The following is a 15,976-nucleotide window of genomic DNA, read 5'->3' as shown; positions in this document are numbered from 1 at the left end:
CCCTGCCAGTGCACACCCGGCGCCCCGGTTATGTCAACGGTCGTTGAATTACCTCGGCCGACGGGTCTCCCCGGCCGTCCGCACCCCCGCCCGCAGCCCCCTCTCAGGCCGGCACGGCCGCCTCCAGGAAGGGCTCGGCGACCCGCCGCCAGCCGTCCGGCTGGTCGTAGTGCGCGAGGTGGCCGGCGTCCGGGATCTCGGCGTAGCGGCCGCGGGGCAGGACACGGACCATCTCCTGCGCCTCGGCCCGGCCCAGCGCGCCGTCCAGGCCCCGCACGACCAGCGCCGGGCACTCCACCTGCGCCAGCTCCTCCCAGTGCGCGTCGTGGGCGTAGCCCTCGCGGGCCTGGAGCATCTGGCGGCGGAAGAACAGCGGGCGCCAGCCGTCGGCGCGCTCGGACATCACTTCGGCGTAGAAGTCGCCGCGGGCCGGCGCGGGGCGCTCCAGCGTCGGGTCGTCCTCACCGAACCACTTGCGGACGTCCGCGAGCGTCGCGAACGGCACGGGCCATGAGCCCAGCCACTCGCTCCACTCGCGCTGCGTGGCCGCGCCGAGGGCGGAGGCGCGCATGTCGCAGATGACCAGGGCCCGGACGAGGTCGGGCCGGCGGGCGGCGAGCTGCCAGGCGGTGAGGGCGCCCATGGCGTGGCCGATGAGGGTGACGGGGGCCAGGCCGAGCTGTTCGACGGCGGCCTCGGCGTCGGCGACATAGGCCTCGCGGGCGTAGGGGCCGCTGACGGGCTTTCCGCTGCGGCCGTGGCCGCGCTGGTCGAGGGCGACCGTGCGATAGCGCGCGGAGAGCCAGCGGGCGGTCTCCGCCCAGTGCGCGGCGCGGCCCAGCAGGCCGTGCAGGAGCAGCACCCCGCCGCCGGAAGCCTGTCCTCCGCCCCCACCGCGGCCCCGGCCGTGACCGGCACCGCAGCCCGCACCCCGGACCGCCGCGCGGCCGCCGACCGCGCCGCCGTACCGGCCGCCGGCCGCCTTCGGCGATTCGGCGAACTCCCAGGCGGCAAGCCGCACTCCGCCGCTTCCGGTCACTTCGATACGCCGCACCATGAGCCCTGGCACCCCCTCGTCTCCCCCGAGCAGCTCCACCTTATGGAACTTCCATTCGAATGAACCGTTGTCGCGCGCAACACCCCTCGTTCGAGTGACCGGGCGGAAGGATTGACCGGCTGCGCCCAGGGGAGAAATCGACCTGGGCGCGGACCGCTCGGGGAAGAAGGTCCGCGAGGCGCACCCTGGGAGCTCGGGGCTCCGGGGCGCCACGGGGGAAAACGGGGAGGTGGGGCCCCGGCTGCCCGTGAGGGCGCCGGGGCCCCTTCATCACGTTCACGCCGTGCACGGCCCGGACGTCCCCCGGGCGGCGGCCCCCGCGCGCACGGCCGCCATGCGCACCGCCGCCGGGGGCTGTGCCCATGGGGCCCCCGGCACCCGGGCGCGGGGCGGCCGTGCGGCCCGCTGGCCTCATCCGAACCCCTCCCCGGTCGGCGGCGCGCGCATATGCGTTCAGCACTCAGCGCCAGCGTCGCACGGCTCGGGCCCGGCCGCGCCGTTTCCGCAGCGGCTCGGCAGCTTTACGTAACGCGGCATACGTACCCGGCGCGGGCAGCGCGCGCCCGGCGTCGAGGCCGGTCAGCGCTTGGCGACGAAGACGTGGGAGGCGATCTCCGAGGCCAGCTCGGCGGCCTCGCCACTGCTGCCCACCATCACCCCACCGGGCGACTCCGTCACGCTGACCACGGCGCCCGGCTGCACCCCGGCGCGCCGCAGTGTGTACATGAGCTGGGCGTCCGTCTGGATCGGTTCCCCGATGCGGCGTACGACGACGGTCTTGCCGTCGGTGCCGGGCTCCAGGTCCATCAGGCTGACCATGCCGTCGTTCAGGAACGGGTCCGCCTCGGCCTTCTCGCCCAGCTCCTCCAGGCCCGGGATGGGGTTGCCGTACGGCGACTCGGTCGGGTGGCGCAGCAGCTCCAGCACCCGCCGCTCGACGGCCTCGCTCATCACGTGCTCCCAGCGGCAGGCCTCGGCGTGCACCTGCTCCCACTCCAGGCCGATCACGTCGACCAGCAGGCACTCCGCGAGGCGGTGCTTGCGCATCACGCGGGTGGCCAGCCGGCGGCCCTCCTCCGTCAGCTCCAGGTGCCGGTCCCCGGCGACGGACACCAGCCCGTCCCGCTCCATGCGGGCCACCGTCTGGCTCACCGTCGGGCCGCTCTGATCGAGCCGCTCGGCGATGCGGGCGCGCATGGGAACCACACCTTCCTCTTCCAGCTCAAGGATGGTGCGGAGATACATCTCCGTGGTGTCGATCAGTCCGGACATGCCGTGCCCCTCGATAAGTCGTGCGCTGGCCCTGGACTCAATTCTGACGCATACCACCGACAACAGGACCGCGTACGGCGCTGGCCGCCCCCGCCGTATTGACAGCCCGGCCGTCCACACCGCAACGTGATCCGCGCCACGGGCGGCGCCACGGGAGAATGCGCCGAGCCCCCATCGAGCCCAAGGAGTCCCGCAGCGATGAGCGAGAGCAAGCCTGCCGGGCAGTTCTTCGACGCCGCGATCGCCCTGTTGCGGCGGGTCCGCGACGAGGAGGCCGACCGCATCGCCGCCGCCGGGTCCCTGCTCGCCGACGCCGTCGCGGACGGCGGCCGGATCTTCGTCTTCGGCGCCGGCCACTCCTCGCTCCCCGCCCAGGACGTCGTCTACCGCGCGGGCGGCCTGGCCCTGATGAACCTGCTCGCCGTGCCGGGGACCGTCGGCATCGACATCATGCCCGCCACGCTCGGCAGCGCCCTGGAGCGCGTGGACGGCCTCGCCGGGGCGGTCCTGGACACCAGCCCCGCCCGGGCCGGCGACGTCCTGATCGTCATCTCCCTCTCCGGGCGCAACTCCCTGCCCGTCGAGATGGCCGTGAACGCCCGCGCCCTGGGCCTGAAGGTCATCGGCGTCACCTCGCTCGCCTACGCCCGGGAGACCAGGTCACGGCACGCGTCCGGCACCTTCCTGAAGGACCACTGCGACCTCGTCCTCGACAACAAGATCGCGACCGGTGACGCGGAGCTGTCCGCCGACGGCATCGCGGCGCCCTTCGGCCCGGCGTCCACCGTCGTCACCAGCGCCCTGATGCAGGCCGTCGTCGCCTCGGCGGCCACCGAGCTGGCCGCCCGCGGCATCGACCCGCCGATGCTGCGCTCGGGCAACATCGACGGCGGCCACGAGTGGAACGGCCGTCTGCTCGACGAGTACGGCGACCGGATCTTCTTCCGGCACTAGGCGGACCGGCCGGCGGCCGCGCCCCTACCGTGCGACCGCCACCGCCAGATCGACCGACGCCGCCACCCGCGAGGCGATGTCCTCCGCGTAGATCGCGTCCGCCCGGTCGAAGGGCCGCCGCGAAGGCCCCCGCAGGAACGTCACCACCCCGACCGTCCGCCCCCGGCTGCGCAGCGCCGTCGACAGGCCGTGCCGCGTGCCGTCCGGCCATTTGCGGGCCGCCGCCCAGCCCTCGCTGCGGTCGGTGGCCGCCCGCACCGAGCCGCAGCGCTCGACCGCCTGCAGCGCCGGGTGCCCGGCCATGTACGGCACCGGTAGGCCGCCTCCGCCGGGCACCGCGGCCTGTCCGGGGGCGCCGGCGGGCGTCGTGGCGGCACGGACGAGCCGGATCGGCGCCTCCGGTGCGGGCTCCGGGTCGGGCAGCAGGTCGATGAGGGCGTGGTCGGCGAAGCCCGCGAGGGCGAAGTCCATGTAGAGCGCCGCCGCCTCCATCGGGTCCTCGCACTCCGCGACCGCCCGCCCCGCCCGGTGCAGCTGGCTGCCGCGGAACCGCAGCCGCGCGCTCTCCTGCTCCGCCAGCCGCGACTTCGTCACGTCGAGGAAGAGCCAGGCCACGCCCAGCGGCACGGGCTCCTCCACCAGGGGCGTGGCCAGCCTCAGGAAGCCGCTGCGCCAGCAGCGCCGCTCCGGCAGGGCGACGCCGGTGCCCTGGTCCCGTACGGTCACCCACAGTTCGGTGGGCGCGGGCGGCGCGCCGGCCGCGAGGACGTGCTGCAGGGCGCCCTCGAGTTCCTCCACGCCCTGGTCCAACAGCTCCCCCAGCGGCCGTCCCAGCAGGGCCGTGCGGCTGGTGCGCAGGGCGCGGGCGGCGTGGGCGTTGGCGAGGGCCGGGCGCAGGTCGGCGTCGACGAGCACCACGCCCCAGGAGGCCTCGCCGAACAGCGCCTCGCTCAGCGCGACGGAGCGCTCCAGGTCGATCTGCGTGTGCACCTCGCTGAAGGCGCAGTAGACGCCCGCCGGGCTGCCGTCCTCGCCGGGCACGGCGCAGGACTGGACGCGCACGAGCACCCGTCCGCCGCCCTTGGTGAGCAGCGCGAACTCGTCGACCTGCCGGCCCGGGTTCTTCATCGCGCCCAGCAGCCGCCCGGTGACCTCCTCCGCGTCCGCCTCGCGCAGCGCCCAGCCGGCGAGGCCGTGCCGGCCGACGGCCTCCTTCGCGGACCAGCCGAGTATCCGCTCGGCCTCGCGGTTCCAGTGGGTGACCGTGCCGTCCACGTCGAAGGCGCACAGCGCGGCGTCCATGCCGTCGAGGAGAGCGGCGAGGAGGACGTGGTCGTCGCTGTCCGCGGCCGCCTCGTGACGGGCGGGGCCGGACTGGTGTGGAGCGGTCACCGGGTACCCCCTGCTGAACGCGTCTGCGGGTGGAGCATGCCCTGCATGTCCTGCACGAGCGGCATTCAACTCGACACCGGCTGGCACCACACCGTCTTCGGCGAAATCGGTGCCCACGGAAATTCCGTTGTCGTCTCCGGAGCCGCTTCCTAGGCTGGGGCGTACACGAGAAGGGAGGTGGTTCGGGACATGATTTCTTTCCGGACGCGTGAGGTGACTGCGGGCTAGCGCCCGTCGTCGCGCACAGCGCAGCGCCGGCTCCGCCGGCCAATCCCAGGCAGTCACCCGATCCGTGGGCCGCCGAGTCGTCCGCTCGGCACCTCGCGCCGCTTGTGCGGCGCGGGGTAGCGGGCCCACGGATCGTCTGCGTTCAGGAGTGTTCTACGGGCACAGGCGCTCCACCCGCCAGCCGTCGCCCGTGCGCACGTACCGCAGCCGGTCGTGCAGGCGGTTCTCCCGCCCCTGCCAGAACTCCACCGTCTCCGCGGTCACCCGGAAGCCGCCCCAGTGCGGTGGCACCGGCACGTGTTCGCCCTGCGGGTAGCGGGCCGTCATCTTCTCGTAGGCCGCGTCCAGATCGGCGCGTCCGGCCGCCACGGTCGACTGCTCGCTCGCCCAGGCGCCGATCTGCGAGCCGTAGGGGCGGGTGCGGAAGTACGCGGCGGTCTCCTCGCGGTCCACCCGCTCGGCGGTACCGGTGACGACGACCTGCCGGGCGAGGGGGTACCAGGGGAAGAGCAGCGACACGCGCGGGTTGACGGCGATCTCCCTGGCCTTGCGGGAGCGGTAGTTGGTGTAGAAGACGAAGCCGCGCGGGTCGTAGCCCTTGAGCAGGACGGTCCTGGAGCTGGGCCGTCCGGCGGCGTCCGCGGTGGACAGGACCATGGCGTTGGGCTCGTACAGCTCGCCGGCGGCCGCCTCACCGAACCAGCGCGCGAACTGTTCGTACGGGCCGGCGGACAGCGCCCGCTCGGCGAGGCCCTCGAACTGGTAGTGCCGGCGCATGGCGGCGAGGTCGTGCTCGAACGCGTACTTGTCGGAGTGGGCCACGGCCACATCTTGCAGGAGCGGCGGGTCCGAGGAAAAGCAGCACAGCGGATCCCTTCATGTGCCCCGTATCGGCGGCCGGTAATCCTGCCGCCGGGGAAAAGCGCGGTGTGCCGGACATCACCTTCCCCCACCTGTGCCGAACCCCCCAAAATCACGAGTGGATGGCTGTGGCACCCGTACCCCACCGGCTATCGTGTCCGGCCCCGGAACGGCCTCTGCGGAGGCCGGGTGAAGTACCGGGTGAAGTACTGCCGCACGGGGCATGACCGGGTTGACCGGAACGGACCGCGAGCCGCGCACGCTGCCGCGTAACCGATCCGGCGCCGACCCGGACGCACACCCCCCGACGCACACCCGCAGCAGGAATCCCTCTGGCCGCCCGGCCGGAACCGGAGACCCCGGACCCCGCCCGCGCGGCTGGCAGCCGCTTGTCGAACACATCACGAGGAGCCGCCTGATGTCCGACTTCGTACCCGGACTCGAAGGAGTCGTCGCGTTCGAAACGGAGATCGCCGAACCCGACAAGGAAGGCGGTTCGCTCCGCTACCGAGGCGTCGACATCGAGGACTTGGTGGGCGACGTCTCGTTCGGGAACGTCTGGGGGCTGCTGGTCGACGGCTCGTTCAACCCCGGGCTGCCGCCGGCCGAGCCGTTCCCCATCCCCGTCCATTCCGGTGACATCCGCGTCGACGTGCAGTCCGCGCTGGCGATGCTCGCCCCCGTGTGGGGCCTCAAGCCGCTCCTGGACATCGACGAGGCCACCGCCCGCGACAACCTCGCGCGCGCCGCCGTCATGGCCCTGTCCTACGTCGCCCAGTCGGCCCGTGGCCAGGGACTGCCGATGGTGCCGCAGAAGGAGATCGACAAGGCGGAGACCGTCGTCGAGCGCTTCATGAAGCGCTGGCGCGGCGAGCCCGACCCCAAGCACGTCAAGGCCGTCGACGCCTACTGGACCTCGGCCGCCGAGCACGGCATGAACGCCTCCACGTTCACCGCCCGCGTCATCGCCTCGACGGGCGCCGACGTGGCGGCCGCCCTGTCGGGCGCGGTCGGCGCCATGTCGGGCCCGCTGCACGGCGGCGCGCCCTCGCGCGTCCTGGGCATGATCGAGGAGATCGAGCGCACCGGCGACGCCGTCGCCTACGTCAAGGGCGCCCTGGACCGCGGCGAGCGCCTCATGGGCTTCGGCCACCGCGTCTACCGCGCCGAGGACCCCCGCGCCCGCGTGCTGCGCCGCACGGCCAAGGAGCTGGCCGCGCCGCGCTTCGAGGTCGCGGAGGCGCTGGAGAAGGCGGCGCTGGAGGAGCTGCACAACCGCCGCCCGGACCGGGTGCTGGCCACGAACGTCGAGTTCTGGGCGGCTATCGTCCTGGACTTCGCCGAGGTGCCCGCGCACATGTTCACCTCGATGTTCACCTGCGCCCGCACGGCGGGCTGGAGCGCGCACATCCTGGAGCAGAAGCGCACCGGCCGCCTCGTGCGCCCCTCGGCCCGCTACGTCGGCCCGGGACCGCGCGACCCGCGCGAGGTGGAGGGGTACGCGGACATCACCGGCTGAGCCGGCGGACACGTCAGGGCGTGGCGAAGGGTGGCAAGCGCCCCTCCGCCGCGCCCTGATGGCAGGCTTGGCCCATGCGTCCATTCCTCCCCGCCCTCGGAATCGCCGCGCTGGTAGCGCTGCCCGCCGCCCCGCCCGCGGTGGCGGCCCCGGCGGCGGACGGCGATGCGCCCTCCGCCTTCACCATCCAGGACCCGAGGATCAAGGAGTCCAGCGGACTGGCCGCCAGCCGCCTCCACCCGGGCATCTACTGGACCCACAACGACAGCGGCGACGCCGCGAACGTCTTCGCGGTGGACAGCCGTACGGGCCGTACGGTCGCGACGGTGCGGCTCGGCGGCATCGACGCCCGGGACGTCGAGGCCATCTCGATCGGCCCCGACGGGAACATCTACGTCGGCGACACCGGGGACAACCTCGACGGCACCTGGCCGGAGGTGTGGATCTACCGCTTCCCCGAGCCGAAGACGCTGCGGGACGCGACGGTCACCCCGACCCGCTTCACCGTCCGCTACGAGGACGGCCCGCGCGACGCCGAGTCGCTGATGGTGCACCCCACGACGGGCCGGGTCTGCATCGCCAGCAAGAAGCGCTCGGGCAAGGGCGCCCTGTACGAGGCGCCGGAGAAGCTGTCGGCGTCCGGCGTGAACACCTTCCGGCGCGTCGCCGACATCAACGTCTGGGCCACGGACGGCGCGTTCTCCCCGGACGGCACCCGGCTGGTCGTGCGCGGCTACTTCGAGGCCCGTGTGTACCGCTGGATGGACGGGCGGCCCAAGGAGATCGGCCGGCCCACGGTCCCGCTGCAGCGGCAGGGCGAGTCCGTCACGTTCACCCCCGACGGGCGGACGCTGATGTACGGGACGGAGGGCGCCAACAGCCGTGTCACCCCGGTCGAGCTCGACGACGATCTGCTGCCCGACAGCACGGGGAAGCCCGGCGACTCGGGCAAGGGCGGTGACGCGGCGGACGAGAAGGCCTCCACCACGGGCGACGACCACGACCGCACCCTCGCCATAGGGGCGGGGACCGTCGTGGTCGCGGCCCTGCTGGTCCTCGTCCTGCGGAAGCTGCTGCGCCGGCCGACGGGCTGAGCCGGGCCCGGGAGCACCTCCCGGGCCGGCCTGATGCTGGAGCCTAGAGCCGCTCGATCACATGGTCGATGCAGACCGTCAGCGCCTCGACGTCCGACGGCTCGATCGCCGGGAACATCGCGACCCGCAGCTGGTTGCGGCCCAGCTTGCGGTACGGCTCGGTGTCCACGATGCCGTTGGCGCGCAGGACCTTGGCCACGGCCGCCGCGTCCACGTCCTCGGAGAAGTCGATCGTGCCGATGACGGCCGAACGCTTGGCCGGGTCCGTCACGAACGGCGTCGCGTACTTGGACGCCTCCGCCCAGCCGTACAGCGTCCGCGCGGACGTCGCGGTGCGGCGCACCGCCCAGTCCAGACCGCCCTGGCCGTTGAGCCACTCGACCTGCTGCTCCAGCAGGAACAGCGTGGCGAGGGCGGGGGTGTTGTACGTCTGGTTCTTCAGGGAGTTGTCGATGGCCGTCGGCAGCGAGAAGAACTCGGGGACGTGCCGGCCCGAGGCGTGGACGCGGGCGGCGCGCTCCAGGGCGGCCGGGGAGAACGCCGCCAGCCACAGCCCGCCGTCGGCGGCGAAGGACTTCTGCGGGGCGAAGTAGTAGACGTCCGTCTCGGTGATGTCCACGGGCAGCCCGCCCGCCCCGGACGTGGCGTCCGCCAGGACCAGCGCGCCCTCGTCGGCGCCCGCGACGCGCTTGATGGGCGCGGCGACACCGGTGGAGGTCTCGTTGTGGGTGAAGGCGTAGACGTCGGCCCCCGCCTCGGCGCGCGGCTCGGGGTGTGTGCCGGGCTCGGAGGAGATGACCGTCGGCTCCTGCAGCCACGGCGCCAGCTTCGCCGCCTTGGCGAACTTCGAGGAGAACTCGCCGAAGCTCAGGTGCTGCGACTTGGACTCGATGAGGCCGTGCGTGGCGATGTCCCAGAACGCGGTCGACCCGCCGTTGCCGAGGACGATCTCGTAGCCCTCGGGCAGCGAGAACAGCTCCCGGAGGCCGTCGCGCACGCGGCCGACCAGGTCCTTGACCGGGGCCTGGCGGTGGGAGGTGCCGAGCAGGGAGGTTCCGGTGGCGGCCAGGGCGCCGAGCGCCTCCGTACGCACCTTGGAGGGGCCCGCGCCGAAGCGACCGTCGGCGGGCTTGATGTCAGCGGGAATCTGGATATCAGCCACGTCCGCAGCCTAAACGCCGCTCCACCCGTGGTGGCTGTACGTCCACTCGATGAGACGGAATCGACAGGATGGATGTGCCGACTGTGCCGGTATCCGACGGTTCTGTGGGCAGGCTGGGCCCATGGGTGATCACATCGGCCGCCGGGACGCGGACACTCCGTTTCCGGGCCTGGCGGCGCAACTGCGGGCCCACGTGCGCGGCGACGTCGACTTCGCGTCCTCCGCCCGCGCCCTTGCGACCATGGACGCGTCGAACTACCGGCGCGTTCCGGCCGGGGTGGTCGCGCCGCGCGACGCCGACGACGTCGCCGCCGTCCTGGCCGTGTGCCGCGAGCACGGCGTGCCGGTGGTGCCGCGTGGGGGCGGCACCTCGATCGCGGGCCAGGCGACGGGCGAGGGCGTGGTCCTGGACTTCACCCGGCACATGAACGCGATCGTGGCCGTCGACGCCGCGGCCCGCACCGCCGTCGTCCAGCCGGGCGTGGTCCTGGACGATCTACGGGCGGCGGCCGGCGCGTTCGGGCTGACGTTCGGGCCCGATCCCTCGACGCACGGGCGGTGCACGCTCGGCGGGATGATCGGCAACAACGCGTGCGGCGCGCACTCGGTGGCCTGGGGCACGACGGCCGACAACGTCCACGCCCTGGACGTCCTGACCTCCGAAGGCGAACGGGCCCACCTGGGGCGGGGCTACGACGGCGTCCCCGAGCTGCTCGCGGAGGGCGTACGGGCCCTCGTCCAGGGCGACCTCGCGCTGCTGCGCACCGGCTTCCCCGCTCTGCCCCGGCGCATCTCCGGGTACGCCCTGGATGCCCTGCTGCCCGAGCGGCGCACCGACTTCGCCCGGGCCTTCACCGGGAGCGAGGGCACGCTGGGGGTGGTGACACAGGCGACGGTCCGCCTCGTCGAGCCGCCCGCCGCGCGGGCGCTGGCGGTGCTCGGCTACGCGGACGAGAGCGCGGCGGCCGACGCGGCCCATCTGCTGCTTCCGCTGGGGCCGTTGACGGTCGAGGGCATGGCCGCCGACCTGGTGGGCGCGGGCGCCGGCGACCTGCCCGCTGGGGCGGCCTGGCTGTTCGTCGAAACGGGCGGCGCCACGCCGGCCGAGGCGGTGTCCCGGGCGCGGGAGCTGTGCCGCGCGGCGGCCGCCGACGGGCCGGTCACGGGCCGTGCCGTCGTGGCGGACGCGGCGGCGCAGCGCGCGCTGTGGCGGGTGCGCGAGGACGCCGCCGGCACGGCGACCCGGCTGCCCGACGGGGGCGAGGCCTGGCCCGGCTGGGAGGACTGTGCGGTGCCGCCGGAGCGGCTGGGTGCGTATCTGCGTGAGTTCCGGGCCCTGCTGGGGCGCTACGGCCTGCGTGGCGCCCCTTTCGGGCACTTCGGCGAGGGCTGTGTGCACGTACGGCTGGACGTCGACCTGCTGAGCGCCGAGGGGGTGCGGCGGTACCGCGAATTCTCCGGGGACGTGGCGGAGCTGGTGGTCGCGCACGGTGGCTCGCTGTCGGGCGAGCACGGTGACGGCCAGGCGCGCGCCGAACTCCTGCCCCGGATGTACGGCGCCGACGTCGTGCGGCTGTTCGAGCGCTTCAAGGACCTCTGGGACCCGGCGGGCGGCCTGAACCCGGGCATGCTCGTGCGCCCGTACCGCCTCGACGAGAACCTGCGGTTCGACGTGCTGCCCCGGCGGCCCGTCGACGTGGAGTTCGGCTATCCGGGTGACGGCGGCGACTTCACGGCGGCGGTCCGCCGGTGCGTGGGCGTCGCCAAGTGCCGTGACACGCAGCCCCCTCCGGGCGGCGTCATGTGCCCTTCCTATCGCGTGACCCGCGAGGAGCGGCACTCCACGCGGGGCCGGGCCCGGCTGCTGCACGAGATGCTGGCCGGAGAGGTGGTGACGGACGGCTGGCGCTCACAGGAGGTGCGGGAGGCGCTGGATCTGTGCCTGTCCTGCAAGGGCTGCCGCAGCGACTGCCCGGTGGGCGTGGACATGGCCACGTACAAGGCGGAGTTCCTGCACCACCACTACGCGGGCCGGATCCGGCCCGCCGCGCACTACACGATGGGGTGGCTGCCGCTGTGGCTGCGCCTGGCGGCGCCGGCCGCGCCACTGCTCGACCGCCTGGCCGCGCACGATCCGTCGGCCGCGGCGGTGAAGCGCCTGGCGGGGATCGCACCGGAGCGGGACCTCCCGCGGCTCGCACCGGAGCCGTTCACCCGGTGGTGGCGCAGGCGTACGAAGGCCACGGGGCAGCCGTACGCCGCCGAAGGGCACCCCACCGGCCGCGGCCCGGCCGACGACACCGCCGACGAAACCCGCCGCCCCCGTGCCGGGCGACCGGCCGCCGGCTGGGCCGAGGCCCGGGCCGCGGGCACGGCCGTCGTGCTGTTCCCCGACACCTTCACCACCTACTTCTCCCCCTCCGCCGGCCGTGCCGCCGTCGCCGTGCTCGAGGACGCCGGGCTGCGCGTGGCCGTCCCGCCCCGGCCGGTCTGCTGCGGCCTGACCTGGGTCTCCACCGGCCAGCTCGGCCTCGCCCGGGCCGTCGCGCGCCGCACGCTCGACGTCCTGGCACCCGCCCTCGCCGCCGGCCTGCCCGTCGTCGGTCTCGAGCCCAGCTGCGCCGCGGCCCTGCGCACCGACGTGCCCGAGCTGCTGCCCGGCGATCCGCGCGCCCGGCGCCTCGCCTCGTCCGTGCGCACCTTCGCCCAGGTCCTCGAAGAGCGCGCCCCGCAGTGGCGGCCGCCGCGCGTCGACCGGCCCGTCGCCGGCCAGACGCACTGCCACCAGCACGCCGTCCTGGGCGACGCCGCCGAGCGCCGCCTGCGCGAACGCGCGGGAATGACCGGCCCGTTGAGCGGCGGCTGCTGCGGTCTGGCGGGCAACTTTGGCTTCGAAACCGGCCATTACGAGGTTTCGGAGGCTTGCGCCGAAGAACAGTTGCTGCCGGCACTGCGCGCGGCGCCCGAGGGCACGGAGGTCGTCGCGGACGGCTTCTCCTGCCGTACGCAGATCGGCCAACTCTCCGACAGGCGGGCGCGACACACGGCCGAGATCCTCGCCGAAGCACTGCGGGAGGCCGCCACCGGCGGCCAAAAATGATGCAAGCACGCTTGCTTGTTTTCCTGGCCGGTGCCACGCTCCGCCCATGCCTGTGCCCGTTCTCCGAATCGGCAACGCCTCCGGCTTCTACGGCGACCGGTTCGACGCCCTGCGCGAGATGCTCACCGGCGGCCCCCTGGACGTACTGACCGGTGACTACCTCGCCGAACTGACCATGCTGGTCCTCGGCCGCGACCGCCTCAAGGACCCCGGCCGGGGCTACGCCCGCACGTTCCTGGCCCAGTTGGAGGAGGGGCTGGGCCTGGCCGCCGACCGCGGGGTCAGGCTCGTCACCAACGCGGGCGGGCTCAACCCCGCCGCTCTCGCCGAGCGCGTCACCGAGCTGGCCGACCGGGTGGGGGTGCCCGTGCGCGTCGCCCACGTCACCGGCGACGACCTCCTCGACGAGGACCGGTGGGGCCACGGCGTGCTCACCGCCAACGCCTACCTGGGCGGTGCGGGCATCGCCGAGTGCCTGCGGGCCGGCGCGGACGTGGTCGTCACGGGCCGGGTCACCGACGCCGCGCTCGTCACCGGCCCGGCCGCCGCGCACTTCGGATGGACCGCCGAGGACCTGGACCCGCTCGCCGGCGCGGTCGTCGCCGGGCACGTCCTGGAGTGCGGGGCACAGGCCACCGGCGGCAACTACGCGTTCTTCGGCGAGCACGACGTGCGCCGGCCCGGCTTCCCGCTCGCCGAGATCCACGCGGACGGCTCGGCCGTCATCACCAAGCACCCCGGCACCGGCGGCGCGGTCACGGTCTCGACGGTCACGGCGCAGTTGCTGTACGAGACGGCCGGCGCACGCTACCCGGGGCCGGACGTCACCGCCCGGCTGGACACGGTGCGCCTCGCGCCCGACGGCCCGGACCGGGTGCGGATCAGCGGGGTGCGCGGCGAGTCCCCGCCGGCCGCGCTCAAGGTGGGGCTCACCCGGCTGGGCGGCCACCGCACCGAGGTCGTCTTCGTCCTGACCGGCCTCGACATCGACGCCAAGGCCCGCCTCGTGCGCGCCCAGCTCGACGGCGTCCTGACCGCCCGCCGCCCGGCCGAGGCCCGCTGGAGCCTGGCCCGTACGGACCGGGCGGACGCGCCCGTACAGGAGGAGGCGAGCGCCCTGCTGCGGCTGGTCGTGCGCGACGCCGACCCGGAGGTGGGCCGGGCCGTGAACGCCGCCTGCGTCGAGCTGGCGCTGGCCAGCTACCCGGGCTTCCACGTGGCGACACCGCCGGCGAAGCCGACGCCCTACGGGGTGTTCGAGGCGGCCTACGTCGACGCGGACACCGTGCGGCACGTGGCGGTGCTCCCGGACGGCACCCGGATGCCGGTGCTGCCGGCCCCCGTACGGGCCGCGGAACAGGAAGCGCCGGACGAGCCCGTTCTGCCGCCGCCGCTGCCCGCCGGGCCCACGCGACGGGCCCCGCTCGGGCTCGTCGCGGGCGCGCGCAGCGGGGACAAGGGCGGCAGCGCCAACGTCGGGGTGTGGGTACGCGGGGACGACGCGTGGCGGTGGCTGGCGCACGAGCTGACCGTCGAGCGGTTCCGCGAACTGCTCCCGGAGGCCGCGGGTTTCGCCGTCACCCGGCACGTCCTGCCCCACCTGCGCGCCCTGAACTTCGTCGTCGACGGCATCCTCGGCGAGGGCGTCGCCTCCCAGGCCCGCTTCGACCCTCAGGCCAAGGCCGTCGGCGAATGGCTGCGCGCCCGGCACCTGCGGATACCGGAGGTCCTGCTGTGACCGTGCTGCCGTCCGGGCTCGACACCGCCGCCCCCGGATACGCGGCCAACCGGGCCGCGATGCTGGCCAGGCTCGCCGACGTCGAGGCCGAGCACGCCAAGGCGGTCGCGGGCGGCGGCGAGAAGTACACCGCCCGGCACCGGGCCCGGGGCCGCATGACCGCCCGGGAACGCGTCGAGTCCCTCCTCGACCCCGACACCCCCTTCCTCGAACTGTCGCCGCTGGCCGCCTGGGGCAGCGACTACCCCGTCGGCGCCTCGCTCGTCACCGGCATCGGCGTCGTCGAGGGCGTCGAGTGCCTGATCACCGCCAACGACCCGACCGTGCGCGGCGGCGCCAGCAACCCCTGGACGCTGAAGAAGGCCCTGCGCGCGAACGAGATCGCGTACGCCAACCGGCTGCCGGTGATCTCGCTGGTGGAGTCGGGCGGCGCGGACCTGACCGGCCAGAAGGAGATCTTCATCCCCGGCGGCGGCCTGTTCCGCGACCTGACCCGGCTCTCCGCCGCGGGCATCCCCACCCTCGCGGTGGTCTTCGGCAATTCCACGGCCGGCGGCGCGTACGTCCCCGGCATGTCCGACCACGTCATCATGGTCAAGGAGCGGGCGAAGGTCTTCCTCGGCGGCCCGCCGCTGGTGAAGATGGCCACCGGCGAGGAGAGCGACGACGAGTCGCTCGGCGGGGCGGAGATGCACGCGCGCGTCTCCGGCCTCGCGGACCACTTCGCCGTCGACGAGCTCGACGCGCTGCGCCGGGCCCGGCGCGTGGTCGCCCGCCTGAACTGGCGCAAGGCCCACCCCGATCCGTCCCCCGCCGCACCGCCCCTGTACGACGGGGACGAGCTCCTCGGCATCGTCCCGGGCGATCTGAAGGAGCCCTTCGACCCCCGCGAGGTCATCGCCCGGATCGTGGACGGCTCCGACTTCGACGAGTTCAAGCAGCGCTACGGCACGAGCCTGGTGACCGGGTGGGCGCGGCTGCACGGCTACCCCGTGGGCGTGCTCGCCAACGCGCAGGGCGTCCTCTTCAGCGAGGAGTCGCAAAAGGCCGCGCAGTTCATCCAGTTGGCCAACCAGCGCGACATCCCGCTGGTCTTCCTGCACAACACCACCGGCTACATGGTCGGCCGGGCCTACGAACAGGGCGGCATCATCAAGCACGGCGCCATGATGATCAACGCCGTGTCGAACTCGAAGGTCCCGCACCTGTCGGTGCTCATGGGCGCCTCCTACGGCGCCGGGCACTACGGCATGTGCGGACGGGCCTACGACCCGCGCTTCCTGTTCTCCTGGCCCAGCGCCAAGTCCGCCGTCATGGGCCCGCAGCAGCTCGCCGGCGTCCTGTCCATCGTCGCCCGCGCCTCGGCCGCGGCGAAGGGACAGCCGTACGACGAGGAGGCCGACGCCGCGCTGCGCACGATGGTGGAGCGGCAGATCGAGGCGGAGTCGCTGCCGGTGTTCCTCTCCGGGCGGCTGTACGACGACGGGGTCATCGACCCGCGGGACACGCGGACGGTGCTGGGACTGTGCCTGTCGGCGGTGCACGGCGCGCCCGTGCAGGGGGCTCGGGGTGGTTTCGGTGTCTTCCGGATGTGAGGCT

11 protein-coding genes are annotated in these 15,976 nt (G+C 74.0%); 6 read left to right on the top strand and 5 right to left on the bottom strand.

The genetic code is table 11. The features are described from left to right. Window positions 1–103: 103 nt before the first annotated feature. The gene (locus ACIGXW_RS08220) at window positions 104–1,057 is read right to left on the bottom strand and encodes an alpha/beta fold hydrolase (RefSeq protein ID WP_399571211.1); all 954 of its coding nucleotides are present in this window, start codon (window positions 1,055–1,057) and stop codon (window positions 104–106) included. A 579-nt stretch (window positions 1,058–1,636) separates the two neighbouring features. Beyond that, on the bottom strand, window positions 1,637–2,329 hold the full coding sequence (locus tag ACIGXW_RS08215; protein WP_071962581.1) for a metal-dependent transcriptional regulator: 693 nt from the start codon (window positions 2,327–2,329) through the stop codon (window positions 1,637–1,639). Window positions 2,330–2,527: 198 nt separating this feature from the next. On the opposite strand from ACIGXW_RS08215, the gene ACIGXW_RS08210 reads away from it, so the two are divergent. Beyond that, complete coding sequence (locus ACIGXW_RS08210; RefSeq protein WP_071962580.1) at window positions 2,528–3,283, top strand: SIS domain-containing protein; 756 nt, start codon at window positions 2,528–2,530, stop codon at window positions 3,281–3,283. A 24-nt stretch (window positions 3,284–3,307) separates the two neighbouring features. Here the strand turns inward: ACIGXW_RS08210 and ACIGXW_RS08205 are convergent, their stop codons facing one another. Next, on the bottom strand, window positions 3,308–4,675 hold the full coding sequence (locus tag ACIGXW_RS08205; protein ID WP_399571210.1) for a PAS domain-containing protein: 1,368 nt from the start codon (window positions 4,673–4,675) through the stop codon (window positions 3,308–3,310). A gap of 381 nt (window positions 4,676–5,056) precedes the next feature. Next, window positions 5,057–5,731 (bottom strand): pyridoxamine 5'-phosphate oxidase, encoded by a 675-nt coding sequence (pdxH, locus tag ACIGXW_RS08200; RefSeq protein ID WP_399571208.1) that lies wholly within the window; start codon window positions 5,729–5,731, stop codon window positions 5,057–5,059. A 451-nt stretch (window positions 5,732–6,182) separates the two neighbouring features. Between pdxH and ACIGXW_RS08195 the strand changes: the two genes are divergently transcribed. Continuing rightward, window positions 6,183–7,283: a citrate synthase 2 gene (locus ACIGXW_RS08195; RefSeq protein ID WP_360911995.1), complete on the top strand. Its 1,101-nt coding sequence runs from the start codon at window positions 6,183–6,185 to the stop codon at window positions 7,281–7,283. A gap of 74 nt (window positions 7,284–7,357) precedes the next feature. Further along, a complete protein-coding gene (locus ACIGXW_RS08190) occupies window positions 7,358–8,377 on the top strand; it encodes a hypothetical protein (RefSeq protein ID WP_399571206.1) in 1,020 nt (339 codons plus the stop codon). A 43-nt stretch (window positions 8,378–8,420) separates the two neighbouring features. On the opposite strand, the gene serC is transcribed toward ACIGXW_RS08190, so the two are convergent. Beyond that, on the bottom strand, window positions 8,421–9,539 hold the full coding sequence (gene serC / locus ACIGXW_RS08185; protein WP_399571204.1) for a phosphoserine transaminase: 1,119 nt from the start codon (window positions 9,537–9,539) through the stop codon (window positions 8,421–8,423). Between the two features lie 121 nt (window positions 9,540–9,660). Between serC and ACIGXW_RS08180 the strand changes: the two genes are divergently transcribed. Genes ACIGXW_RS08180 through ACIGXW_RS08170 form a run of 3 tightly spaced genes read left to right on the top strand, consistent with a single transcriptional unit; the run spans window position 9,661 to window position 15,972 of the window. Then, window positions 9,661–12,639, top strand: a complete 2,979-nt coding sequence (locus tag ACIGXW_RS08180; protein WP_399571201.1) for an FAD-binding and (Fe-S)-binding domain-containing protein — start codon at window positions 9,661–9,663, stop codon at window positions 12,637–12,639. Between the two features lie 46 nt (window positions 12,640–12,685). Further along, the gene (locus tag ACIGXW_RS08175) at window positions 12,686–14,377 is read left to right on the top strand and encodes an acyclic terpene utilization AtuA family protein (RefSeq protein ID WP_399571199.1); all 1,692 of its coding nucleotides are present in this window, start codon (window positions 12,686–12,688) and stop codon (window positions 14,375–14,377) included. Further along, window positions 14,374–15,972 carry an acyl-CoA carboxylase subunit beta gene (locus ACIGXW_RS08170; RefSeq protein ID WP_399571197.1) on the top strand — a complete coding sequence of 533 codons (1,599 nt, stop codon included), beginning with the start codon at window positions 14,374–14,376 and terminating at the stop codon, window positions 15,970–15,972. Before ACIGXW_RS08175 ends, ACIGXW_RS08170 begins: the two co-directional genes overlap by 4 nt. Window positions 15,973–15,976 lie beyond the last annotated feature (4 nt).

The organism is Streptomyces sp. NPDC053079 (genome assembly GCF_044546695.1).
In the GTDB taxonomy this organism is placed as follows: Bacteria; Actinomycetota; Actinomycetes; order Streptomycetales; family Streptomycetaceae; genus Streptomyces.
The sequence above is the reverse complement of the archived record's forward strand: the minus strand, read 5'-3'. Positions and strand labels throughout refer to the sequence as shown.